The 23,319-nt window shown below is 73.2% G+C and carries 17 protein-coding genes; 7 read left to right on the forward strand and 10 right to left on the reverse strand.

The window, feature by feature from the left end; all coding sequences use genetic code 11:
• Window positions 1-18: 18 nt before the first annotated feature.
• The gene (locus tag ACZ3II_RS12045; protein ID WP_465517629.1) at window positions 19-639 is read left to right on the forward strand and encodes a phosphatase PAP2 family protein; all 621 of its coding nucleotides are present in this window, start codon (window positions 19-21) and stop codon (window positions 637-639) included.
• Here the strand turns inward: ACZ3II_RS12045 and ACZ3II_RS12050 are convergent.
• Window positions 618-1,265 carry a response regulator gene (locus tag ACZ3II_RS12050; protein WP_465517630.1) on the reverse strand — a complete coding sequence of 216 codons (648 nt, stop codon included), beginning with the start codon at window positions 1,263-1,265 and terminating at the stop codon, window positions 618-620. The two genes, ACZ3II_RS12045 and ACZ3II_RS12050, sit on opposite strands and share 22 nt — an antisense overlap.
• A gap of 15 nt (window positions 1,266-1,280) precedes the next feature.
• Complete coding sequence (locus ACZ3II_RS12055; protein ID WP_465517631.1) at window positions 1,281-2,888, reverse strand: sensor histidine kinase; 1,608 nt, start codon at window positions 2,886-2,888, stop codon at window positions 1,281-1,283.
• A 44-nt stretch (window positions 2,889-2,932) separates the two neighbouring features.
• On the opposite strand from ACZ3II_RS12055, the gene ACZ3II_RS12060 reads away from it, so the two are divergent.
• Window positions 2,933-3,376, forward strand: coding sequence for a hypothetical protein (locus ACZ3II_RS12060; RefSeq protein ID WP_465517632.1), 444 nt, complete (start codon window positions 2,933-2,935; stop codon window positions 3,374-3,376).
• On the opposite strand, the gene ACZ3II_RS12065 is transcribed toward ACZ3II_RS12060, so the two are convergent.
• On the reverse strand, window positions 3,363-4,190 hold the full coding sequence (locus ACZ3II_RS12065; protein WP_465517912.1) for a lysostaphin resistance A-like protein: 828 nt from the start codon (window positions 4,188-4,190) through the stop codon (window positions 3,363-3,365). The genes ACZ3II_RS12060 and ACZ3II_RS12065 overlap by 14 nt on opposite strands.
• 153 nt (window positions 4,191-4,343) lie before the next feature.
• On the opposite strand from ACZ3II_RS12065, the gene ileS reads away from it, so the two are divergent.
• Window positions 4,344-7,481 (forward strand): isoleucine--tRNA ligase, encoded by a 3,138-nt coding sequence (ileS, locus tag ACZ3II_RS12070; RefSeq protein WP_465517633.1) that lies wholly within the window; start codon window positions 4,344-4,346, stop codon window positions 7,479-7,481.
• Window positions 7,482-7,524: 43 nt separating this feature from the next.
• On the opposite strand, the gene ACZ3II_RS12075 is transcribed toward ileS, so the two are convergent.
• Window positions 7,525-7,713 (reverse strand): hypothetical protein, encoded by a 189-nt coding sequence (locus tag ACZ3II_RS12075; protein ID WP_465517634.1) that lies wholly within the window; start codon window positions 7,711-7,713, stop codon window positions 7,525-7,527.
• A gap of 268 nt (window positions 7,714-7,981) precedes the next feature.
• On the opposite strand from ACZ3II_RS12075, the gene fxsT (ACZ3II_RS12080) reads away from it, so the two are divergent.
• From fxsT (ACZ3II_RS12080) to ACZ3II_RS12095, 4 genes are all read left to right on the forward strand, one after another.
• On the forward strand, window positions 7,982-10,834 hold the full coding sequence (gene fxsT / locus ACZ3II_RS12080) for an FxSxx-COOH system tetratricopeptide repeat protein (RefSeq protein ID WP_465517635.1): 2,853 nt from the start codon (window positions 7,982-7,984) through the stop codon (window positions 10,832-10,834).
• A 173-nt stretch (window positions 10,835-11,007) separates the two neighbouring features.
• Window positions 11,008-11,202 (forward strand): hypothetical protein, encoded by a 195-nt coding sequence (locus ACZ3II_RS12085; RefSeq protein WP_465517636.1) that lies wholly within the window; start codon window positions 11,008-11,010, stop codon window positions 11,200-11,202.
• Window positions 11,203-11,209: 7 nt separating this feature from the next.
• A complete protein-coding gene (locus ACZ3II_RS12090; protein ID WP_465517637.1) occupies window positions 11,210-12,445 on the forward strand; it encodes an FxsB family cyclophane-forming radical SAM/SPASM peptide maturase in 1,236 nt (411 codons plus the stop codon).
• Window positions 12,442-13,701 (forward strand): aKG-HExxH-type peptide beta-hydroxylase, encoded by a 1,260-nt coding sequence (locus ACZ3II_RS12095; protein ID WP_465517638.1) that lies wholly within the window; start codon window positions 12,442-12,444, stop codon window positions 13,699-13,701. The genes ACZ3II_RS12090 and ACZ3II_RS12095 overlap by 4 nt, the downstream gene beginning before the upstream one ends.
• Here the strand turns inward: ACZ3II_RS12095 and fxsT (ACZ3II_RS12100) are convergent.
• The 6 genes from fxsT (ACZ3II_RS12100) to ACZ3II_RS12125 all read right to left on the reverse strand — a co-directional run bounded on the left by fxsT (ACZ3II_RS12100) (window position 13,698) and on the right by ACZ3II_RS12125 (window position 23,310).
• Window positions 13,698-16,607, reverse strand: coding sequence for an FxSxx-COOH system tetratricopeptide repeat protein (gene fxsT / locus ACZ3II_RS12100; RefSeq protein ID WP_465517639.1), 2,910 nt, complete (start codon window positions 16,605-16,607; stop codon window positions 13,698-13,700). The two genes, ACZ3II_RS12095 and fxsT (ACZ3II_RS12100), sit on opposite strands and share 4 nt — an antisense overlap.
• Before the next feature lie 892 nt (window positions 16,608-17,499).
• Window positions 17,500-18,711 carry an O-antigen ligase family protein gene (locus tag ACZ3II_RS12105; protein ID WP_465517640.1) on the reverse strand — a complete coding sequence of 404 codons (1,212 nt, stop codon included), beginning with the start codon at window positions 18,709-18,711 and terminating at the stop codon, window positions 17,500-17,502.
• Window positions 18,708-19,973 carry a lipopolysaccharide biosynthesis protein gene (locus ACZ3II_RS12110; protein ID WP_465517641.1) on the reverse strand — a complete coding sequence of 422 codons (1,266 nt, stop codon included), beginning with the start codon at window positions 19,971-19,973 and terminating at the stop codon, window positions 18,708-18,710. Before ACZ3II_RS12110 ends, ACZ3II_RS12105 begins: the two co-directional genes overlap by 4 nt.
• Window positions 19,960-21,267 (reverse strand): GNAT family N-acetyltransferase, encoded by a 1,308-nt coding sequence (locus tag ACZ3II_RS12115; protein WP_465517642.1) that lies wholly within the window; start codon window positions 21,265-21,267, stop codon window positions 19,960-19,962. Before ACZ3II_RS12115 ends, ACZ3II_RS12110 begins: the two co-directional genes overlap by 14 nt.
• Complete coding sequence (locus tag ACZ3II_RS12120; RefSeq protein WP_465517643.1) at window positions 21,260-22,306, reverse strand: DegT/DnrJ/EryC1/StrS family aminotransferase; 1,047 nt, start codon at window positions 22,304-22,306, stop codon at window positions 21,260-21,262. The genes ACZ3II_RS12115 and ACZ3II_RS12120 overlap by 8 nt, the downstream gene beginning before the upstream one ends.
• Window positions 22,303-23,310: a glycosyltransferase family 2 protein gene (locus ACZ3II_RS12125; RefSeq protein WP_465517644.1), complete on the reverse strand. Its 1,008-nt coding sequence runs from the start codon at window positions 23,308-23,310 to the stop codon at window positions 22,303-22,305. Before ACZ3II_RS12125 ends, ACZ3II_RS12120 begins: the two co-directional genes overlap by 4 nt.
• Window positions 23,311-23,319: the final 9 nt, after the last annotated feature.

Genomic DNA, 23,319 nt, shown 5'->3' on the forward strand with positions numbered 1-23,319 from the left:
CGGAACAGGGGTGCTGAGATGGAGATCGTGAACGTGCCGGACGTCGCCGGTGAGTGGTACCGGGCAGTCGTCGGCTGGGCGGCCACCACCCCGGCGGTGGTGCAAACCTTCATGGGGCACTTCACCGAACTGTCGCTGATCCTGCTGTCGGGGATGTGGGCGTGGCTGCTGTGGCGCGCGCGCCGTGGACCCGCCCGGCGGATCGCGACACTGCTGGCCGGGGCCGCGGGGGTGGTCGTCGCGTACGGGCTCAGCGAATGGGCGAAGACCTACCTGGACGCGGAGCGGCCCTGCCGTACCTTCCCCGATCTGCGGATCATCGCCGGTGAGTGCCCGCCGGCCGGCGACTGGTCGTTCCCCAGCAACCACAGCACTATCGCCGCCGGCCTGTTCGTGGCGATCCTGCCGGCGTCCCGGCGGTGGGGGCTGGTGGCGCTGCCGATCGCGGTGCTGGCCGCGTTCTCCCGGGTGTTCGTCGGCGTCCACTACCCGCACGACGTGGCGGCCGGCTTCTCGATCGGCCTGACGGCCACGGCGCTCGGGACCGCCCTGCTGATCCGGCCGGCGACGACGATGACCGCCCGGCTGCTGTCCCGCCGCGTCGAAGAAGAGCCGGTTCAGCCGCTGAGCCCCGCCTGATGGGCCAGCAGGGCCGCCTGCACCCGGTTGCGCAGGCCGAGCCGGGCCAGGATCGCGCTGACGTGGGCCTTCACGGTGCCCTCGACCAGGTGCAGCTCCTTGGCGATCTCCGCGTTGGACAGCCCCGACCCGACCAGCCGCAGCACGTCCCGCTCCCGGCCGGTGAGCGCGGCCAGCTGTTCCCGGGCGGTGTGCCGGCCCGCCGCCGTACCGCTGAACTGACTGATGACCCGCCGCGCCACCTGCGGTGACAGGTAGGCCCCGCCGTCGGCCACCGCCTGCACCCCGGCGATCAGCTCCCGCGGATCGCCGGTCTTCAGCACGAACCCGCTGGCGCCCCCGTCGAGGGCCCGCGCGATGTACTCGTCCTCGGAGAACGTCGTCAACATGATCACCGCGACCGACGGCACGGCCCGCCGGATCTCCGCGACCGCCTGCAGACCGTCCATGACCGGCATCCGGATGTCCAGCAGCGCCACGTCCGGCCGGTGCAGCCGCGCCTGCTCGACCGCGGCCCGCCCGTCCGCCGCCTCCGCCACCACCTCGATCGACGGATCGCCGGCGAGGATCGCGGCCACCCCGGCCCGGATCATCGTCTCGTCGTCGGCCAGCATCACCCTGATCATGATCGAATCTCCTCCTCAGCCGGCCGGCGGCAGCGCGTCCTTGGCGACCAGCACACCGTCCCGGAAACACAGCCGGTACACGTCGAACGGCCTCGGCACGAACCCCGCCGCCGACCGGTAGTACTCACAGTCACTCCCCGGCGGCCGTACCGGACCGGCCTCGTCCCGGCGTTCCGGCACCTGACGCCGCGGCAACGACCCGGCCACCTCCGCCCGGCTCGCCCCGACCCGCAGCCCGGCGTACCGCTCCGGCGACAGCCGCGACGTGTGACTGTCCCGCGCGTACACCGCCATCAACGTCCCCACCAGCGCCACCACCAGCACCGGCGGCACGATCATCGCCGTCGCCAGCCCACGCCGGACCCGCCCGCGAGCCCGCCGGAACCCGGTGGCCGCGCCCGGCGCGTCCCCCGACAACCCCTGCGGCGGTACGGCGTAACGGCCCACCCCACCCAGCCGGCCGGATCGGACCGTGACCGGATCGGGCCGGTCGCCGGCGGCCGAACGTCCGGGGCCGGCGGACGGTGGGCGGGGCGGGGTGACGGGGTGGGTGGGCAGGTGAGCCGTGACCTCGAAACCGCCGTCCGGCAGCGGGCCGGCCGACAGCACCCCACCGGCCGGTCCGGCCCGTTCCCGCAATCCGGTGAGGCCCCGGCCGCCGCTCACCGACACGGCACGGACCGCCGGGGGCTCGTTGCGGACGGTCACGGTCAGCTCGTCGGTGGTGCGGTGCAGGCGGACCCGTACCGCAGCGCCCGCGGCATGTTTCGTCGCGTTCGTCAGGGCCTCCTGGACCACGCGGTAGGCGGTGCGGTACTGCATGACCGCCACCTCCGCCACCGCACCCGAAACGTCCAGCGTCACCGGCACGCCGGAAGCCGCCGCCCGCGCCACCAGGTCCTCGATGTGCTCGCCGGCCGGTCGCAGGGGCGCCTCGTCGGCGTCGTCGCGCAAGACGCCGACGATCTCGCTGAGCCGATCGGCCGCCGTCGTCACCCCGGCCCGCAGTTCCGACGCGGCGGCCTGATGGCGGGGCGCCAGATCGGAGCTGAGTTCCAGGGCGCCGGCCCGCAACGCGATCAGGCTCAGTTCGTGCCCCAGCGAGTCGTGCATGTCCCGGGCGATCCGGGCACGTTCGCGCAGCCGGGCCTGGTCGGCGACGATCCGCTGTTCGCGTTCCAGGTGGGCGGCCTGGTCCCAGCCGGCGCGCACGAGTTCGGCCTGCAACCGGCGGAACGCTCCGACCAGTGCCGGGAACAGCCCGAACGCGATGGCGCCGCCGGCCCAGACGAGGGACGCGTACACCTCGGAGGTCTGCAGAACACCCACCGCGAGCACGCCGGAGAACCCGCACCACGTCGCCGTGCCGAGCGGCCGCCGCCGCCCGGCCAGGTAGGACAGCGTCAGCACGGCCACGAACAGCCGCCAGTCGACGGCGCTGAACGCCAGCGCCCCGAGCGCCGTGGCCACCGGCCACGCCCGGTTCAGCCACGCCGCCACCACGACCACCACCAGGCTCAACCCGGTGATCCACTCCGGCCGGCTCCCGTCGGCGGGCGCGAGGGCCAGCGGTGTCGCCATCATCGCCGGCAGCAGCACCGCCCGGATCACGGTGGAGATCATCCGCCGGCTCGCCCCCTGCCCACGCTCTACACTGGCCGACGATTATGAATGATCCGCTGCTGCACGCGTCCGGCTGCCCATACGGACGTCCCGAGGACCGGCGCCGGCTCGACGTCGCGCCGGACTACGGCGCGTTCCCGGTCTGGGGCTGGTTCACGCTGCCGGCCCGCGCCGGCCGGCCGGCGCGCGAGGTGCACGGCAATCTGCCGGCGGCATCGCTCGGCCTGAGCCCGGACCTCGGCAACGCGTTGCAGGACTGGGCCGACTGGCACGATCGGCATCAGCGCGGCCCCGACTACGCCTCGTTGCACGACGACCGTCCCGACCCGGCCGAGGCCGAGCGGTGGGCGTGGTTCGAACAGGGCCGCATTCTGGCGGACCGGCTGGCCGCCGCGTCCGGGATGCCGGTCGTCTACCTGTGGCCGTCGGCGGGCCGTGACCCGTCCTGCCCGGTCTGCGGGGACCGCCGCCCGGTCACGCCGGCCTGACGCCCCACGCGCGGCGGGTCATCACGACGATCGCCAGGAGCGCCACGGTCATCGTCACCAGGTAGCCGATCCGGAACGCGGCCGGGCTGCCCGCATGCTGCGCGGTGACCAGCGGGGTCCACAAGCCGACCGGGTTGTCGTCGCCGGGCAGGGTGAAGAAGTGCCACTGCGTCCAGTTCCAGCCCAGGTGCAGCCCCAGCGGCAGGGCGATGCTCCCGGTGCGCAGCGCGGCGACCCCGAAGACGATCGCGCCGATCAGCGGCCCGGCCGCCGTCCACACCAGCTCCGCGCCACCGTCCTTGACGGCCGGACTCGCACCGAGGCTGAGAAGGTGATATCCGCCGAAGACGGCGGCGAGGACGAGCACCGCCGCGGTCCCGCCGATGCCCTCGGCGAGACGGCGGAGAGCGTACCCCCGGAAGACCAGCTCCTCGACCAGCACCGCGCCCACGAAGTAGGCCGTGCCGGACAGCATCAGCGCGGCCGTGAAGGACGTGCTGGGCTCCCAGCGCAGGACGCCGGCCAGCATCAGCAGCCATGCCAGGCCGCCGACGAGCGCGACTCCACCGGCGAAGCCCGCGCCGAGCTGACGCAGCCGCCGCAGGTCCGGCTGCAGGCCCTCGCCGGCCCAGCGGCGGCCCTCCAGCCGCAGGAACACCGCCTGGACACCGAGGATCAGCAGCGCGGCGAGCGCCACCACCGGCCACGGCTGCCCGTCCGGCACGACGGCGAACATCCCGGTGAGCACCGCCGCGACCGTCACCGCCGCCGCGGACATCGCCAGGAACGCCGCGGCCTTGCACCCGGATCGCATCACCGGTCCAGGCAAGCACCCCCCGTCAACTCTTCGATGCGGGCCGCGACCCAGCGCTGGGGAGACGGGGGATCGGGGCGTGGCTGCTGGCGTACCGGCGGGATCGGGGAACCCGCCCGTCCTGACCGCGGTGGCTTCGCCGACAATGGGCCGATGCACGCCACACCGTCCCGGTCGTACCGAACCGTGCCCGCGCAGGTCGACCTGCCGGCCCTCGATCATGAGGTGCTGCGTTTCTGGCAGGACGAGAACGTCTTCGCCCGCAGCCTCGAACGGACCGCCGGCCGGCCCGACTGGATCTTCTACGAGGGCCCGCCGACCGCCAACGGCATGCCCGGCACCCACCACATCGAGGCCCGGGTCTTCAAGGACGTCTTCCCGCGCTACCGGACGATGAAGGGCTACCACGTCCCCCGCAAGGCCGGCTGGGACTGCCACGGCCTGCCGGTGGAGCTGGCCGTGGAGAAGGAGCTCGGCTTCGCCGGCAAGCAGGACATCGAGGCGTACGGCATCGCCGCGTTCAACGAGCGCTGCCGCGCCTCGGTGACCCGGCACACCGACGCGTTCGCGCAGCTCACCGAGCGGATGGGCTACTGGGTCGACATGGCCGGCGCCTACCGCACGATGGACGCCGAGTACGTCGAGTCGGTGTGGTGGTCACTGAAGCAGATCTTCGACAAGGGCCTGCTGGTCGAGGACTTCCGGGTCGCGCCGTGGTGCCCGCGGGACCAGACCGCGCTGTCCGATCACGAGCTCGCGCAGGGGTACGAGGACGTCGCCGACCCGTCGGTGTACGTGCGCCTGCCGCTGACCTCGGGCCCGCTCGCCGGCCAGGCGTCGCTGCTGGTGTGGACGACCACCCCGTGGACGCTGGTGTCGAACACGGCGGTGGCGGTGCATCCCGAGGTCACCTATGTGGTGGCCACCGACGGTTCCGAGCAGCTGGTGGTCGCGGAGGCGCTGGTGGAGCAGGCGCTCGGGGAGGGCTGGGCGCCCACCGGGGTGAGCTTCACCGGCAAGGAACTGGAGCGGTGGGCGTACCGCAGGCCTTTTGATCTGGTCGAGGTCCCGGATGCGCACATCGTCATCCTGGCGACCTATGTCACCACCGACAGCGGCACCGGTCTGGTGCACCAGGCGCCCGCGTTCGGCGCCGACGACCTGGCCAGCTGCCGGGCGTACGGGCTGCCGATGGTCAACCCGGTCCGCCCGGACGGCACGTTCGCGCCCGAGGTGGGCCTGGTCGGCGGGACGTTCTTCAAGGACGCCGACGCCGCCCTCGTCGAGGACCTGCGGGAACGCGGCCTGCTGTTCAAGGCCCGGCAGTACGAGCACAGCTACCCGCACTGCTGGCGCTGCCACACCCCGCTGATCTACTACGCGCAGCCGTCCTGGTACGTGCGGACCACCGAGATCCGCGACGAGCTGCTGCGCGAGAACGAGAACACCAACTGGCAGCCCGCCACGATCAAACACGGCCGGTACGGCGACTGGCTGACCAACAACGTCGACTGGGCGCTGTCGCGGTCGCGGTACTGGGGCACCCCGCTGCCGATCTGGCGCTGCCCGGAGGGTCACCTGACCTGCGTCGGGTCCCTGGCGGAGCTGGGGGAGCTGGCCGGGCGGGACCTGTCCGCGCTGGACCCGCACCGCCCGTTCGTCGACGACGTCACCATCACGTGTGAGTGCGGGGCGACGGCGAACCGGGTGCCGGAGGTGATCGACGCCTGGTACGACTCCGGGGCGATGCCGTTCGCCCAGTTCGGGTACCCGCACCGCAACAGGGAGCTGTTCGAGCGCAGCTACCCCGCCCAGTTCATCTGCGAGGCGATCGACCAGACCCGCGGCTGGTTCTACACCCTGATGACCGTCGGCACGCTGGTGTTCGGGAGGTCGGCGTACGAGAACGTGGTCTGCCTGGGGCACATCCTGGCCGAGGACGGCCGCAAGATGTCCAAGCACCTCGGCAACATCCTGGAGCCGATCCCGCTGCTGGAGCAGCACGGCGCCGACGCGGTCCGCTGGTACATGGCGGCGGCCGGGTCGCCCTGGTCGGCGCGTCGGGTCGGGCATGCCACCCTGCAGGAGGTCGTCCGCAAGACCCTGCTGACGTACTGGAACACCGTGGCGTTCCAGGCGCTGTACGGGCGTACCGCCGGATGGGCGCCGTCGGAGGCCGACCCGCAGCCGGCGGACCGCCCGATCCTGGACCGCTGGGTGCTGTCCGAGGCCAACATCCTGATCGGCCGGGTCGACGCGGCGATGGCGGCGTTCGACACCCAGGAGGCCGGCAAGCTCCTCGCCGCGTTCGTCGACGACCTCTCCAACTGGTACGTGCGCCGTAGCCGCCGCCGGTTCTGGCGCGGCGACCCGGCCGCCCTGGCCACCCTGCACGAGGCGTTGCGCACGGTGACCCTGCTGCTCGCCCCGATCGTCCCGTTCATCACCGAGAAGGTGTGGCAGGACCTGGTCGTCGCCGTGGACCCGCAGGCCGCCCCGTCGGTGCACCTCACCGACTACCCGGTCCCGGACGAGAACCTGATCGACGCCCGCCTCGGCGGACAGGTCGAGCTGACCCGCCGGCTGGTGGAGCTGGGCCGGACCGCCCGCGCCGAGTCCGGTGTCAAGATCCGTCAGCCGTTGTCGCGGTCGCTGGCGTCGGCGCCCGGTTTCGCGTCGCTGGACCCGGAGCTGATCGCCGAGATCGCCGCCGAGCTGAACGTGGCGGCGGTGCTGCCGGTCAGCGCGTCGGAGGAGTCGCTGGTCGACACCACGGCGAAGGCGAATTTCCGTACGCTCGGCAAGCGCTTCGGCAAGCAGGTGCAGGCCGTGGCGAAGGCGATCGCCGCCGCGGACGCCGCCGCCCTGAAACGGGACCTGGCCGCCGGCACGGCCATGGTGACCGTCGACGGCGAGCCGGTGAGCCTGACCGACGACGAGGTGATCATCACGGAGACGCCGCGGGAGGGCTGGGCGGTCGCCTCCGAGGCGGGCGCGAGCCTGGCGCTGGACCTGCACCTGACGCCGGAGCTGGTCCGGGCCGGCCTGGCCCGGGAGGCGATCCGGCTGATCCAGGAGGCCCGCAAGTCCAGCGGGCTGGAGGTCTCGGACCGGATCGAGTTGCGCTACCGGGCGTCCGGCGATCTCGCCGCCGCCCTGGCCGACCACGGTGACCTGGTCGCCGACGAGGTCCTGGCGACCGCGTTCGGGCCAGGCGAGCCGGAGTGGGCCGCCGAGGCGCACCACGACGCCGGCCTGGACCTGACGTTCTGGCTGCGCCGGGCGGCATAGCTGACGGCACCGGGGCGGTGTGCCGCCGCCCCGGTGCCGGTAGTCAACCGTTGGGCCCGTCCTGATCCTGGCCGGGCTGAATGAGCCGCATGATCCGCTCCGCGGTCTTCTTTCGCTCCTCCCGGCGTGACCACAGGGTCATCACCGCGGCGGCGAGGAAGACGATTGATTTGGTGGCGGTCCACAGCAGGAATGCGACGGCGAACAGGGCGGGGTGGAATTGCTCGATCATCTTTCTCCTCGGTTTCATGGTCCCCGTCCGGGACTGATCCCAGAGTCCCCGGGAGAAGCGGCCCGTCGCATCTGATCTGACCGCCCGCCGGTACGCGCTGACGACAGTTTCCAGCGCGCAACACCGGCTGACAGAATCTGCCGTGCGGGGCGCGTTCAGTTGTTCGGTTTCTGACGGCGTGCCATCCTTGGTGACCTGACATCTCCATCGACGTGCGACGCGGCTCGGAGCGTGCGAAGTGCCCATCGCGATGCCAGGGTCCCAGCGGGTGCCGGAGGGCAGTCACCGCGAGCTTCTCGTCCGGGTGCACGCGCTCTACGACGCGGCGGGGCATCCCTCGACCAGGACGATCAGCCGCCTGGTCGACAGGCGGTCGCCGCCGGGCGGGGAGACGGTCTCGCACGAGACCGTGAGCGCCCTGCTGCGCGGCCGGCCGCTGCCGGCCTGGTCGAAGGTCCGGTTGATCATCATCGTGCTCTGCGAGCTGTCCGATCACGACGTCAACCTCCACGACGAACTGCGGATCTGTGTCGACCTGTGCAGCGCCTCGCAGCGGGCCGCCGGCAGGCCCGCCGTGGCGCCCGCCCCGGCGCCGCCGGCGCTCCCTGCCGTGCCGCCCCCGCCGGCCCCGGCCGCGGTGCTGCCGGAGCCGGTCCCGGCCGCCGGGCAGGTGCTCGCACCGGCGGTCCTGCACGGTCCGTTGCCCGATCGTGATCGGTATTTCAGCGGCCGTGAAACGCTTCTCGACGAGCTCGGGAAACGGCTCGCCCGGGACCCGCACGCCCCCCTGGTGGTGTACGGGCCGATCGGCGCCGGCAAATCCCAGTTGGTCCGGGAATACGCCGCCGCGCACGCCGCGGAATACGCGATCATCTGGTGGGTCGACGCCCGCGACACCGAACGCGCCACCGCGTCCCTGCTGACCCTGGCGAAACGATTGTTGATCGATTCCTTTCCGGACCGGCGGCAGACCCTCGACCGGCTGTTCAGCGTTCTCGGCGGATCCCGCCGATTCCTGCTCGTCTTCGACGGGGTCCGGGACGGCGACATCCGGGCCCTGATCCGGACCGTCGGCGGCAGCGTGATCGTGACGACCCGCAACGCCGGGTGGGCCCGCGACAGCACCCACACCGACATCGAGGTCCCCGACCTCGACCTCAGCGAGGCGACGCAGTACCTGCGCAAACGCGACCCGCACCTGACCCCGCTGCAGACCCGGCGGCTGATCGAGGTGGTCGGCCGGTCGCCGCTGGCGCTGGCCGAGGCCTGCGACGTCTACCGGCAACGGCCGGTCTCCTGGGACGACCTGCCCACCCGGCTGTCCGATCCGGCGGCCGCGACCCTGACCGGCGGGAACCGCCCGAGCCGCGCCGCGACCGAGGTGGCCGCCGCGGTCCGGCAGGTGAGCGCGGACCCGGCGGCCGGGCAGTTGCTGACGCTGCTCGCCGGGTTCGGGCCGAACCCGGTCTGGGTGCCGATGCTCGCCGAGGGCGCCGGCGGTGAGGTCTCGGCCGGCCCGCGGGCCCTGCTCGGCGACCAGGTGAGCCTGCGCCTGCGGATCCCGGTGCTGGTCCGGGCGGGCCTGGCCCGGCTCGTCCCGGACGACAGCATCGAGGTGCCGCCCCTGCTGCGGCTGGTGCTGCGCGAGCTGGTGCCGGCGGTGACCGCGGAGACCAACCGCGACGACGTACGGGAGATCCTGGTCGCCGCCGACCCCGGGCATCCCGACGACCCGCGGACCTGGCGGATGCACCGGGCCATCGCGCCGCACGTGCACGCCGCGGACCTGCTGCGCCGGGACCGGCCGGCCGGCTACCGCACGGTGCACCACCAGCTCCGCTTCCTGTTCCGCAGCGGCGACCTGGCCGGCGCGCACCGCCTGGGTGAGCAGGCCGAGGCGGAGCTGGACGGGCATCCGGTGCTGTCCCGGACCGACGCCCTGGTCCTGCAGATCCGGCGGGACCACGCCAACGTGCTGCGGGCCGCCGGCCACTACCGGGAGGCGGAGGCGCTGACCGCGGAGGCGATGCGCCGGCTGGACGGTGACCCGTCGTACCCCGCCGATCATCCGCTGGCGCTCGACATCGCCCGCAGCCGCGCCCACGACCTGCGGCTCGCCGGCGACTACCAGGGCGCCTTCGAGCTGGACGACGACACGTTCCGCCGGCATCGCCGGGTCTTCCCGGAGGACGACTACCGGCGGGCCGCGAGCCGCTATCACCGGTCGGTGAGCCTGCGCCTGCTCGGCCGCTACCCGGAGGCGTTCGCCGACGACGAGGCCGAGCACACCCGGCTCAGCAACGCGTTCGGCGACGACAGCCGCGCCCTGCACCGGCTGCTCAACGCGATCGCCGAGGATCTCGACGGTCTCGGCCGTTATCACGAGATCGTCGAGCGGCTGCAGCCCGTGCTGCACCACGGCAGCGGCCGTGACCTGCTCCGGGCCCGGCGGATGGCCGGGGTCGCGCTGCGCCGGCGGGGGGAGCCCGGCGCGGCCGCCGAGCATCTGGGCGCCTGCCACCAGGCCTGCGTCGCGCAGGTCGGCGCGGCCCGGGAACTCACCCTCGCGACCGCCCTGAGCTTCGGCAACGCCTTGCGGGACAGCGGGCAGCTGCCGGCCGCGCTGTGGGCCGGCGAACAGGCGGTGCTGCACTACCAGCAGGCGCTGGGGCAGGCGAACCCGCTGTTCCACGCGGCCCGGGTGAACCTGGCCGCGACCCTGGTCGCGATGCGGCGGGGCCCCCGGGCCGAGGAGGTGGCGCGGGCGGGGTACGACGGGCTCCGGGACCGGCTCGGGGCCGCGCACCCGTTCAGCGTCGCCGCCGCCGCGACCTACGCGTCCGCGCTGGCGCTGACCGATCCGGGGTCCGCGCGGGGCGTCTCCGAGCAGGCCCACCGGGCGGCCTGTGAGCGGTACGGCCCGGAGCACCCGGAGACCCTGCTGGTCGCGGCCGACTTCGCCGCCGACCGGGACTGGCGGCGCGAGCCGGACGGCGGCCACCCGTCGCGGGACGCCGTCCTGGCCGGGTTGCGGTGGGCGCTGGGCGCCCGGCACCCCGCCGTCCTGCGGATCGCCGAGGGAGCCCGGGCGCCGGTCTGCATTGAACCTCCGAGCGCCTGATCCCGCATGGCAGCGGCTGTCAAGTGTTGTCAGAGGCCGTCCGAGAGCAGTGCTCTGACGAACCTGGCACGTAGCCTGAATTCCTCTGAGCTCGTTTCCGGGACAGAACACCAAATTTCGTAAAATAGCAACAGCGCTTTGTGTAAAACGTACAAAGTGCTCAAGGAGGCATCATGACGGCGGTATCGGTGGAGGCACCCAGCGAGGATCATTGGATCCCGATGCCCGACATGTCGGACCTCCCGATCACGGCGCTCTCCGACACGGCGCCCGGCGTCCTCGGCCGGTCGCTGCGCCAGGTGCTCGGCGCCCTCGCCGACCGCGACGGCGTGATCAGCGCGTTCGGCTCCTTCGTCTCCGAGGACTGAGCAGGACATGACCTCGACGGTCACGCTCGGCGTGCCGGCGCTGCGGCATCCCGCGCCGTGGCCGTACACCGAACTCGATGTTCCCGCGCTGCGGGCGGCCGGCCACCGGCCCGTTCCGTTCCGCGAGCTGATCCTCAAGATCCATCAGCGATGCAATCTGGCCTGCGACTACTGCTACATGTACGAGATGGCCGACCAGAGCTGGCGCGAGCGGCCCCGCACCATGTCCGACGAGGTGCGGGACGCCGCGCTGGCCGGGTTCGCCGATCACGCCCGGCGGCACGGCCTCGACCGGGTCCGGATCGTCCTGCACGGCGGCGAGCCGTTGCTCTACGGCAGGGACCGGATCGCCGAGCTGGCCACCACGGCCCGTGAGCGGTTCCCGTCCGGATGCCGGGTCGACATCGGCATGCAGACCAACGGGGTGCTGCTCGACGAACGTACCGCCGCCGTGCTCGTCGAACACCGGGTCCAGGTCGGCGTCAGCGTCGACGGGGTGGCCGCCGACCACGACCGGCACCGCCGCACCCCGGGCGGGAAAGGCAGCTTCGCCGCCGTCGAACGGGCCCTGGAGCTGCTGCGCCGCCCGGAGAACCGGACCGCGTACGCCGGGCTGCTCTGCACCGTCGCCGCCGGCACCGATCCGATCGCCTGCTACGAGCAGCTGCGCGCGTTCGAACCGCCGGCCATCGACCTGCTGCTGCCGCACGCCAACTGGGAGACCCGCCCGCCGGTGCGGGACGGCGCGACGCCGTACGCGGACTGGCTGATCGCCGTCTTCGACCGCTGGTACGCCGAACCCGACCCACCCCACGTGCGGATCTTCGAGGACGCGCTGAACCTGGTCCTCGGCGGGGCGAGCCGCGGCGAACAGCTCGGCCTCAGCCCGTCCGGCATGCTGGTGGTCGAGTCCGACGGCTCGATCGAGCAGGTGGACGCGCTGAAGAGCGCCTACCCGGGCGCCTGCGCCACCGGCCTGGACGTGTTCCGCAACGACTTCGACCAGGCCCTCGACCATCCCGGCATCGTGGCCCGGCAGATCGGCCGCGCCGCCCTGTCCGCCGAGTGCCAGGCCTGCCCGGCCGTCGCCTACTGCGGCGGCGGCCACTACGCGCACCGCTACCGCCGCGACGTCGGCTTCCGCGCCCCCTCGGTGTACTGCGCCGACCTGCGGGCCCTCATCCGTCACATCTACGACCGCGTCGCCGCCGACCTGCGGCCGTACACCGGGAGGCCGGCATGACCGTCGTCCACGAACTCTCCGCCGACCTGTTCGGCCGGCTCGGCACCGGGCTCGGCGGCGCCGCCGCGATCGACGGGCTGCGCCGCGCCCAGCAGAGCAAGCACCTGCTGCTCCTCGGCTACCTGCTGGAACAGGCCGGCCCGTCCGGCACGGCCGCCGGTGAGCTGCTGGAACAGGCCCGGGCCGCGGACCCGGACGGGTTCCGGGAGGTGATCGGGGCGCCGCTGGTCGGCGGCTGGACCGCGATCGCCGGCCGGGCCGCGCAGCAGGGCGAGGTGGCCCCGGCCGACCTGGCGCACCTGTCGGCGCTGGCACTGGTCGCCGCGGCCCGGGCCGGCATCGACGGCGCGGCGGCGGTGCCGGTGCACCACGGGCTGGCGGTGCTGCCCGGCATCGGCGCGTTCGAGGCCGGCCCGGACCCCACGACGCGGGTGCACACCACCGGCGGGCGGCTGTACGCGCTCGCCGCCGACGGTGTCCTCGAAGCCGGGGCCGGCCGCGGCTGGCACCCGGTGTGGCGGCTCACCGGCGACGCCGCCGGCCAGCGGATCGACGTGGGGCTCGACGACCTGCACCCGTACCGGCACGGGCACCACGTGCCGCCGGCCAACCGGCTGACGGCGGCCGAGGCGGACCGGTGGCGCGAGCCGTTCGCGCAGGCGTGGACCATGCTGGCCGGCTGCCTGCCGGAACGCGCCGAGGAACTGCGGGCCGGGCTGGAGACCCTGGTGCCGCTGGTGCAGACCGACCCGCGGTCGGCGCGCAGCGCCACCATCCGGCACGCGTTCGGTGTCTTCGGCCTGACCCTGCCGCCCGGCCCCGCCGACTTCGCGGTCACCCTGGTGCACGAGTTCCAGCACTCCAAGCTCAGCGCGGTGCTGGACCTGGCCCGGCTCACCGAACCCGCCGGCGACCGGCGCTTCTTCGCGCCGTGGCGCACCGACCCGCGGCCGCTGCCGGGGCTGCTGCAGGGCGTCTACGCGTTCGCCGGCGTCGCCGACACGTGGCGGGCGCTGCGCGACACGGTGCCGGTGGCCACCGCCCGGTTCGCCGAGACCCGCCTGCAGGTCGACCGCGGCCTCACCGCGATCGAGGAGTCCGGGGCGCTGACCGCCGACGGCACGGCGTTCGTCGCGGCGCTGCGGCGCACCGCCGACCGGCTCCTGGCCGAACCGGTGCCGGCGGCCGCCGCCCGCGCCGCGGAGGACACCCTGGCCCGCATCCACGCCGCCTGGCGGGAACGCAACAGCGCCTAGGTCGGCGGCGGCTCGATGTCGCCGTCCAGGCGGTGTCCGGCGGCGGCCGCCACCACCTCGGGATGTTCGGGGCCGAGCACCTTCGTCAGGCGCTCCACCGACTTGTCCAGCAGGGACCGGCCCCGCTCCGCCTGGCCCGCGGCGATCAGGTCGTGCGCCAGGTTGACGCCCCGCATCAGGTGGTACGGGTGCTCGCGGCCGCCGCGCGCCTCGGCGCCGGTCACGTCCACCGAGCGGCTCAGCTCGTACATCCGCAAGGAGAGCTGCAGCGCCTGCTGGGTGCGGCCGGCCAGGGCGTGATCGGTGGCGAGCGACACCCCGGCACAGATGGTGTACGGGTGCTCGTCGCCGAGTTTCTCCCGCAGCCGCCCGAACGCGTGCTCGCCGAGCACGAACGCCCGGTCCAGCTCGCCGGTGGCGCGCAGCAGGATGGCCCGGTTCACCTCGGCGGCCAGGGTCAGCGGGTGGTCGTCGTTGTCGTTGAAGTTCTCCCGGTAACGGGACAGGGCGTCGTCGGCCATCGCGGACGCCTCCTCCAGCGCGCCGGCCTGGCGCAGCACGTTGGCCAGGCTGACGGTCGCCGCGACCGAGTACTCGTGGCTGCGGTTGAACTGCTGGTTGAACCGGGCCTCGGTGCGTTCGTGGTTGACCCGCATCACCTCGAGGGACTCGGTGACCCGGCCGAGTTTGCGCAGCGTGATGGCGTGGGTCCGCTCGGACAGCAGCACGAACCCGTGCCGGGCGCCGAGCCGGCGCTCCTGCTCGGGCAGCCAGGTGCGCAGCCGTTCCAGCGCGGCGTGGTAGTTGCCGACGCCGTAGTAGTCGCGGGCGATGTTGATCCAGCAGCGGATCACGTTGGAGTCGACGGTGCCCTGATCGTCGTAGTAGGAGACGATCTCCTCGTCCAGCCGCAGCGCCTGGGCGAAGTCACCGATCAGCCGGTAGTCGACGGCGAGATTGCTCTTCACCCGCAGCGTGTAGGTGTCGTCGTCGCCGAAGACCTCCCGGTGCAGGCGCAGGCTCTCCTCGTCGAAGCGCAGCGCCTCCCGGTACTGGCCCTGGATGCGCATGTCGTGGCCCCGCTGATTGCCGGTGATCAGCGTGTACTCGTTGGACGGGCCCAGATGCGGGCTCTCCCGGAAACGCCGGTACGTGTCCTCCAGCAGCTCGGCCGCGCCGTTGCTGTCACCCAGCGCCCGCATCGCGTTGGCGACCTGCCCCCAGGCCAGCAGGGTGGACTGCCCGTCCGGCCCGAGCAGCACCGGATCGGACTCGTCCTTGGCCCACTCGGTGGCGGCCTGGTCGGCGAGGATCCGGCTGTTCTCGTAGTCGCCGACGATGTAGAGGTAGCGGGCGTGGTCGAGCACCGTCTGCCGGCCGTCGGCGGTGCCCGAGTGCACCATGTCGGCGGGCTTGAGGTGCGGGCCCATCTCGCTCTGCAGCTCCAGCTCGCCCTCGTCGTCCGGGTCGCCGGGTTTCGCCACCGCGAGCAGCCGCTGCACGTTGCGCCGGGTCTCGTCGCGCTGCGCCGGCTCCAGGGTGTCGCGCAGCACCCGCTGGACCAGACGGTGCACCTGCAGCCGCGGGGTCCGGTCGCCGGTGCCGCCGCCGGGCGCGGACGACGAGGGCCGCCCGACGGTCTTGGCCAGGCCGTACCGCCGGAGCTCGCGGACGATCCGGCCGGTGCGGATCTGGTCGCCGAGCGCCTCCCGCAGCGGGTTGGTGATGTCCGCGTTGGCGCCCTTGCGCAGCAGCGACTGCCGGATCGGCTCGCCACCGAGGAACGCGAAGAGCGCGAAGAACTGGGCGGTCGCCTGATCGACGGCGCGCAGCTTCTCCACCGCGACCGCCACGAACGCGGCCACGGTGAGCGGGTAGTCGGCGGGTTTGCCCTCGTTGAGCAGCTCGATCCGCTCGTCGAGCAGGTCGACGTACTCCCGGACGGGCATGCCGGTCGCCAGGTACCACGCGGCGGCCTGCTCCAGGGCCAGCGGCAGGTCACCGAGCTTGTCGGCCAGCTCGTCCGCCTCGTCCACGGCGATCGGCGACACGGTGACCGCGTCACTGGTGCGGTTGGTGAGCATCTGCACGCTCTCGTCGCGGCGGAACACGTCCACCTCGATCGGCACGCCGATGGTGCTCCAGTCCTCGATCCGGGTGGTGACGATGACGTGCCCGCCGGTGGACGGCAGCAGCGGCCGCAGCGCGTCCGGTTCGTCGGCGTTGTCGTAGACCAGCAGCCAGTCCCGGTCGTCGCCACCGGAACGCAGCCAGCGCAGCACGGTCCGGGCGGTCTCCTGCTGGTCGTCGGCGATCGGCAGGTCCACCCGCTGCGCCAGCTGCGTCAGCGCGGCCAGCACGGTGGTGGTCTGCTCCGCCGGGATCCACCAGATCAGGTCGTACCTGTCCAGGTTGCGGTGCACGTACTCGATGACGAGCTGCGTCTTGCCGACCCCGCCGAGACCCTTCAGCGTCGGCGGCAGCACCGACGTGCTGGTCTCCTTCGACAGGGTCGCGCCCAGCCGTTCCAGCAGCTCGACCCGGCCGGTGAAGTTGCGGTTACGGATCGGGATGTCACCGACGATCCGCTCCTCCGGCCGGTACGTCCTCGGCCGGTGCGGCCGCGTGCCGGCGGCCAGCGCCGCGAACCGCGTCGACGCCTCGCCGGGATGCCACCGGATGACGGTCTCGGCGAACAGCCGCAGCCCACCCGGAACGGCGGTGACCGCGTCCAGAATGGCGGCGAGATCCTCGACGGTGTCGTCGGACCGGGTGACAGGGACCGGGGTCGGGAGGGTGCCGTTGACCTCCTCGAGCCGCGCGTCCCGCGCTGGTCGCTCGGTGAGGCCCTGCACCAGCAGCAACGCCTCCAGGAGTCTCTCCCGGGAAAAGGCCAAGTCCGACACGGCTACTCATCTCCGAGCGCAGGAGGAACTCTGACCTCGAAGGATATCGGAAACGCTCAGCGGGTGGGTATCAGCGCAAAACCTCACATTCAAACCATGCTTGGGTACGGGCCACGCGAAGTCCCGTGACTCGCGGCGGCCAGGGTAGGCGTCTCCTTCCGGCCGTCCCGCGGGTGCGGGTCATGCGTGCCCGGCGCGGTTTCGAGCCTGCCGGTTGACGGCTGGACCGAGCGATTCCATGTGCTGCGGTGCCATGGGCTGGCAAGGCGGTGTTGAGGTTCGTGGCATCTGATGCGGCCGTTGGGGTGCTGTGGGCTGGCCAGGCGGTGTGGGCGGCGATTGAGGTTGGTGGCGCCTGATGCGGTGGGGCGGGGGTGCTGTGGGCTGTCCGGGCGGTGTGGGCGGCACTCCAGGTCCGTAGCGCCTGAGGCGGGCCGGTGGCGCTTCTGTCGCGCCGTGATCGAGTGTCCGTGGCCAGTCCGGCTGCTCAAGACCTGGTCGAGCGGCCCCGAATGCCCAAGATCTGCGGTCACCTTCGTCCGGATCGCCGGTGCGCGCCGCACAAGATCGGATTCCCCGGGTGATCTTGAGCAGAAGGCCGCCGAGGTCGGCCGCCGCCCGCGATCCTGTGCGGTGTGCGCCGGCCTTTCCGACCCAAGATCGGCAAGTGCGGCGATCTTGGTTTCGGAGCACCGGGTTTCCGGATCCGGGCGCACGAAAACGGGCGCGATGCCGATCTTGTGCGCCTCGAGCCGATGCCGCATCCATAAGATCGCGAGCGGGCTCCGCTCCGAACTGCATGGCCGGCGCATTTCGCCCCATGGCGCGGACGAGGCTGATCCGCGCTGGCCGGTAGCGGCATTGCGGCCTGTCGCCGGATGGGGGCGCGGTGCTAACCGGGCGGGAGAGGGCCGGCCCGCTGTCGGGGTGTGGAGCGGATCGCGGCCAGCACCAGGAGGATCCACATGAGGCGGGCGTCGAAGTAGTCGCCGGAGAACAGGCACGTCGCGCCGATGAAGATGCCGCAGTAGGCGGCGGTGCGGGCCTCCGGCCGGGGCTTCCGGCGGTGTGCCCGCAGGTAGGCGTGCCACAGGGTGAACCAGGCCAGCCCGAGGAAGAACAGGCCGACGAAGCCGCCCTCGGCGGCGACCGACAGCGGCAGGTTGTGGACGTAACGTTCTCCCTCGCCCAGGTCGGCGATGGCGTGGAAGCCGTTGATGCCGGTGCCGAGCAGGGGGTGCTGCCAGAATAGCCGCAGCGCCCAGGCGAACAATACGTCCCGGTCGGAGGTGTAGCCCTGGCCGACGGTGGCCTCGACGAACCGGGACTGCACGAACCCGGCGATGGTCCGGCCGGCGGTCACGATCACCATCAGTGACAGCAGGATCAGGAGGCCGGCGGGTTTGGCGAGCCGGTCCCAGCGGGGGCGTGGCCGGATGGCGATCAGGGCGATGGCGCCGGTGATGGCCAGCGCCGCCATGCCGCCGCGGGAGCCGGACGCGATCGCGCCGAACATGAACGCCGGGATGCCGACCAGCCAGCGCAGTTGGTCGCCGCTGCGCACGTACAGGTACAGCGAGGTGATGACGCCGAGGATCATGACGCGGACGAAGACGTTGGGGCCGCCGCCGAGGGCCGCCCACCGGCCGCCGGGGGCGTGGCCGCGGCCGGTCGAGGCGGCCAGGAAGTACACCCAGGCGGCGATGTAGCAGCACTGCAGGGTCACCCGGGTGACGTGTTCGCTGTCCCAGCGGGCCAGCACGTAGAAGACGAAGACGAGGAACGCGACGGCGAGGATGTCGGCGGACATCGGGCCGGTCACCGCGTGTGACGGGGCCCAGACCGCGGACAGCAGCTGGTATCCGAACAGGCCCATGATCGGCAGCAGGCAGTAGCCGCCGGACGCGGCGCCGGGACCGAGCCGGTGTGACTCCAGCAGGATGCACAGCACCAGGCCGAGGTAGAGCGGGACGCGGACGTCGTTGAGGATCGGCACCTGCAGGCCCACCCGGGTCAGCACGAACCGGCCCGCCAGCGCGGCGACGAACGCCAGGTAGATGACGACGCCCGGGCGGCGGGCCGCGTCCAGGGCCGGCACTGTCATGCGGGGCCCAGGGAGCGCTTGACCAGGCGTGTCGTGGCCAGGCCCAGCACTGTCGCGGCGGCGGTCAGCGCGGCGAGCGAGGCCTGCGCGGCCGGCATGATCGTTGTCGCGGCGGTGCCGAGCACCACCTCCAGGGCGAGGCAGCCCAGCAGCAGCCGGTTGATGCGCGGGGGCCGGGGGAGCGCGTCCAGGGTGGGCCGGGCGGCGTAGAACATGGCCAGGGGGACGGCGGCGAAGATGCCCGAGGCCAGCACGGCGGCGGCCTCGTGGAACTGCGGGCCCAGGTAGACGCGGACCAGGAGCGGGCCGAGCGCGGTGATCAGGCCGGCGGCGAGGGCCGCCACGGCGCCGGCGGCGACCGGCAGCCAGGTGAGCACCCGGCGGGCCGTCCCCGGCTCGGTCTGCCAGTGGAACATGCGGCTCAGGCGGGGGAGCAGGACCGGTGACAGGGTGCCGAACAGCGAACACACCATGATCACCGCGGAGGTGACGAAACCGACGTAGCCGGCCTCCGGGGCGCCGGGCAGCGCGGCCGCCACGAGCAGGGTGGGGTAGGTGAACAGCAGCGGCAGGGCCAGGTCGGTGGGGAGCCTGCTCAACCCGTACCGCAGAAGGCTCCTGATCGGTGGCTCCTCGCGCCCCCGTGGCGCGGGGGCCGCGGAGCGGCGACGGCGGACCGTGAGCAGGCCGCAAGCCGCGACCACCGCCGCGCCCGCGCCCTGCAGCACCAGGAAGCCGCCGGTGTCGCCGGAGAGGGCGAAGGCGGCCAGCGGGACCAGGCCGAGCGCGGTCCCGGACACCACGTTGGCGTGGACGACCTGGTGGGCGCCGCGCAGTGCGGCCACCGCGACCGTGCACAGGCACACCCCGGCCAGCATGATCAGCGTCGCGGTCACGCCCTCGACCCCGGGCAGGCCCAGCACCCGGCCGGTCCACGGGGCCGAGACGATCCCGGCGGTCACCACGAACGCCGCCAGCAGCACCTGAACGGCGAACGCGCGGCGGGCCAGGCTCACCGTCGTCTCCCAGGTGCGTGGCAGGTACCGGTGCAGCGCCTGGGCGAGCCCGGCGGTCACCACCGGCTGCAGGGTGCTGACCACCCCACGGGCGATCTGGTAGTAGGCGAACGCGGCCGGTCCGCCCCGGGCGGCGACCAGGTGGAACAGGTACAGGCCGGCGGCCAGGACGAACCACTGCACCGCGACGGTGGCCAGATAGTCCCGGACCAGCGACCGGAACAGGCTCCGGTCACCGCCGGACATGCGCCAGATCGAGCGGCACCGACTTCTGCAGCAGCGCGCCGGTACGCCGGTAGCCGGCCACGGTCAGCGCGGTGATCAGCAGGATCCGCAGATCGACGCCGAACCCGCGGTGGTCGACGTAGGCCAGCCCGAGCGCGATCTTGCCGGGCCGGATCAGCTCGTCGTACGCCGCGTCCACGTCCTCGTGCCCGGCCAGGATCCGCCCCTCGTCGTGGAACACGATCGACGCCCAGTCGGTCACCCCCGGCCGCACGTCCAGCAGCCGCATCTCCGGCTCGGTGTAGCGCCGCACGTCCGAGGCGACCTGCGGGCGCGGCCCGACCAGGCTCATGTCGCCGGTCAGCACGTTCACCAGCTGCGGCAGCTCGTCGAGTTTCCACCGGCGCAGGAACGCCCCGGTCCGGGTCAGCCGCGGGTCGTCGTCGGCGGTGGACGGGCCGCCGAGCCGGGCCGCGTCCACCACCATGCTGCGGAACTTCAGCATGCCGAACGGGCGCCCGTACCGGCCGATCCGGGTGCCGCGGTACAGCACCGGGCCACCGTCCTCCCGTTTCACCGCGTAGGCGGCGGCCGCCGCGATCGGGGCGGTGGCCAGCAGCGCGGCGGCGGCGACCCCGATGTCGAGGGCCCGTTTCGCCGCCTCGTAGCCGGGCCGGCTCACCCGGACCACGTTCTCGCCCTCATGGATCCGGTGGACGTACACCCGCGAGGTGGCGCCCCGGTGCACCTCGGTGGTGCCCTGCAGGACGGCGCCGGCCTTCTCGTAGAAGCCGTGCGCGCGGCCCTGGTTCTCCCCGGTCACCACCTTCACGCAGGCCTGGCCCTGCTGCTCGAACCAGGCGGTCAGATGCTCGAACAGCCGGGTGGCGACACCCTGCCCGCGCCGCGACGGCACCACCACGAAGTTGATCACCTCGGCGCGGGGGAGCGCGATCTCCGCCGCCCCGGCGTAGGCGAACGTCTCCAGCAGCCGGCGCACCCGCTGCGGGCGCAGCAGCCGGGACGCGACCAGGGGCACCGCGACCGGCCAGCGGCGCAGCACGAAGTCCTGGAACAGCGCCGAGGTGTCCAGGGCGCCGCAGATGTAGCCGAGCGGCTCCCCGGTGGCCACCGACTCGGCCAGGAACAGCGCGGCGTGCGGGCTGGACGCCAGATGCCGGTAGAGCAGCCGCAGCACCGGTTCGCCCAGCGACGACAGGAAGCCGCCGGGCACCTCGGTGACGTGCAGCCGGGCGACCGCGGCGAGCTGCGCCGGGGTGAACGGGCCACCGGTGATCCGGAACTGTTCAGGCATGGGAGACCGCCGGTTCGAGACGGGCCAGGACGGCGGCGGCGCGGGCCACCGCCTCCGGGCGGGTGGAGGCACGGACGGGCAGCGTGACCACGTGCGCGGCCGCCCACTCGGCCCGCGGGCAGGAGCCGGCGCGGTAGCCGGCGGCGGCCAGATCGGCGCCGGACAGCGGGTGGACCGGGGTGGCGAACCAGTCGCCCAGCTCCAGCCCGGCCACCGCGGCGTCGTGCAGGGCGCGGGGCTTGTCGGCGACGGCGACGGGGAAGCGGTGCGGGACGCCGGGAAGATCAAGATCGAGAGCTTGCCGGTACGCGTCCGCGACCCGCCGCCGCTGCCCCAGCGCGTTCCGCCCACCGGCGATCACCGACGGCAGCCGCAGCCGGGTGCCACGGCTCATCCGCCAGCCGTACTCGGGGCTGCCCCACGGGTCCGGCGCGTAGCTGCCGACGACCACGCCCATCCCGGCCAGCCGCCGGTACAGCGACCGCAGCCGCCACAGCACCCCGGCGCCGGACGCCACCCGGAACGCCGCGTACTCGGCCTCGGCCATCAGCTCCCGCCGCGCCGGGGGAGCGGTGTAGCCGCCGTAGCCGTCGCTCATCGCCGCGGCCAGCCCCGGATCGTGCACCACCGCGGTCCCGCCGAGCCCGGCCACCACCGGCTTGCCCCACTCGAACGAGTAGAACGCGGCGGCGCTGCCGGAACTGTCGATCATGCCGGGGACGGTGTGCGCGCAGTCCTCGATCACCGGCACGTCCACGCCGAGCGCGGCGGCCGGCGCCGGGATGCCGAAGGTGTGCTGCACGATGACGGCCCGGGTGCGCGGGCCGATCGCGGCCCGGACGGCGGCCGGGTCCGGGCCGAACGTGGCCGGGTCGATGTCGGCGTACACCGGCCGCAGTCCCCTCCGCAGCAGCGGCTCGACCACCGCCGCGCAGGTGTACGCCTGGACCACGACCTCGTCACCCGGCCGGGCGTGCAGCCCGTCCAGGATCGCGTGCAGCGCGACCCGGCCCCGGTAGTAGTGCAGGACGGTGCTCATCGGCGTCCTCCGCCGGGTTCCAGGACGGCCTTGATCGACGCCGTGCCGTAGATGACATGGGTGGCCAGGAAGACCGCGGGCAGGGCGGCGGCCAGCCCCGGGTCCCGGTGCTCGCGGGCCAGCCGGGCAGCGAACCCGCACGCCGCGGCGGCGTACACGCCGAGAACCGTGCCGGTGACCCGGCGGGCGGAACGGCTGACCGGCGACAGCGCGGCCCCGGTGGCCACGGTCAGCACGAACCCCATCGGCACCAGGTTGCGCCACGACCCGATCCACCGGCCGACCAGGCGGCTCGCCTTGACCGGCCAGTACCCGGCCTCGAACGTCCACGAGCAGAACTCCCGCAGGTCGCTGCGCGCGTAGTAGACGCAGGTGATGTCCGGCAGCAGCAGGATCGACCCGCCGGCGGCCCGCAGCCGCTGGTTGAACTCGCGGTCCTGGGCGCGGGTGAGCTTCTCGTCGAACAGCCCGATCCGGTCGAACACACTGCGCCGGTAGCAGCCGCCGAACACGGTGTCGACCCACTGCGGCCGGTCGGCGCCGGTCCGGTACTTCGAGTTCCCGGCCCCGAACACGCTGGTCGTGGACGCGGCGATGGCCCGCCCCAGCAGGGTGTCGTCGCGGGCCCGGGAGATCCGGATCCCGCCGACGTTGTCGGCCTCCGGATGGTCGAGGAGCCCGCGCACGCAGCGTTCCAGATAGTCCGGCGGATAGTCGGCGTGCACGTCCAGGCGCAGCACGATCTCGCCGCGGGCCTGCCGCACGGCCCGGTTCAGCCCGGCCGGTTTGCTGCGGCCCGGGTTGTCGATCAGCTGCACCCGCGGGTCGCGCCGGGCGTACCGGCGCAGCACGTCCCGGGTCCCGTCGTCGCTCATCCCGTCGGCGACCAGCACTTCCATCCGGTCCCGCGGGTAGGTCCCGGCCAGCACCGCGTCCAGGAACCCGGCGATGAACCGGGCCTCGTTCCAGCACGGCACCACCACACTGAGGAAGGGCAGCTGCATCGTCGTCTC

Source organism: Actinoplanes sp. NPDC019969, from assembly GCF_055562375.1.

Excerpts from the sequence above, each read along its gene's own strand:
- ACZ3II_RS12090 (WP_465517637.1), top strand. The coding sequence starts at position 11,210 with ATGACCTCGACGGTCACGCTCGGCGTGCCGGCGCTGCGGCATCCCGCG.
- ACZ3II_RS12050 (WP_465517630.1), bottom strand. The coding sequence starts at position 1,265 with ATGATCAGGGTGATGCTGGCCGACGACGAGACGATGATCCGGGCCGGG.
- ACZ3II_RS12115 (WP_465517642.1), bottom strand. The coding sequence starts at position 21,267 with ATGCCTGAACAGTTCCGGATCACCGGTGGCCCGTTCACCCCGGCGCAG.
- ACZ3II_RS12065 (WP_465517912.1), bottom strand. The coding sequence starts at position 4,190 with ATGCGATCCGGGTGCAAGGCCGCGGCGTTCCTGGCGATGTCCGCGGCG.
- ACZ3II_RS12075 (WP_465517634.1), bottom strand. The coding sequence starts at position 7,713 with ATGATCGAGCAATTCCACCCCGCCCTGTTCGCCGTCGCATTCCTGCTG.
- ACZ3II_RS12060 (WP_465517632.1), top strand. The coding sequence starts at position 2,933 with ATGAATGATCCGCTGCTGCACGCGTCCGGCTGCCCATACGGACGTCCC.
- ACZ3II_RS12120 (WP_465517643.1), bottom strand. The coding sequence starts at position 22,306 with ATGAGCACCGTCCTGCACTACTACCGGGGCCGGGTCGCGCTGCACGCG.
- ACZ3II_RS12045 (WP_465517629.1), top strand. The coding sequence starts at position 19 with ATGGAGATCGTGAACGTGCCGGACGTCGCCGGTGAGTGGTACCGGGCA.
- ileS (WP_465517633.1), top strand. The coding sequence starts at position 4,344 with ATGCACGCCACACCGTCCCGGTCGTACCGAACCGTGCCCGCGCAGGTC.
- ACZ3II_RS12055 (WP_465517631.1), bottom strand. The coding sequence starts at position 2,888 with ATGATCTCCACCGTGATCCGGGCGGTGCTGCTGCCGGCGATGATGGCG.
- ACZ3II_RS12085 (WP_465517636.1), top strand. The coding sequence starts at position 11,008 with ATGACGGCGGTATCGGTGGAGGCACCCAGCGAGGATCATTGGATCCCG.
- ACZ3II_RS12125 (WP_465517644.1), bottom strand. The coding sequence starts at position 23,310 with ATGCAGCTGCCCTTCCTCAGTGTGGTGGTGCCGTGCTGGAACGAGGCC.
- ACZ3II_RS12095 (WP_465517638.1), top strand. The coding sequence starts at position 12,442 with ATGACCGTCGTCCACGAACTCTCCGCCGACCTGTTCGGCCGGCTCGGC.
- ACZ3II_RS12110 (WP_465517641.1), bottom strand. The coding sequence starts at position 19,973 with ATGTCCGGCGGTGACCGGAGCCTGTTCCGGTCGCTGGTCCGGGACTAT.
- ACZ3II_RS12105 (WP_465517640.1), bottom strand. The coding sequence starts at position 18,711 with ATGACAGTGCCGGCCCTGGACGCGGCCCGCCGCCCGGGCGTCGTCATC.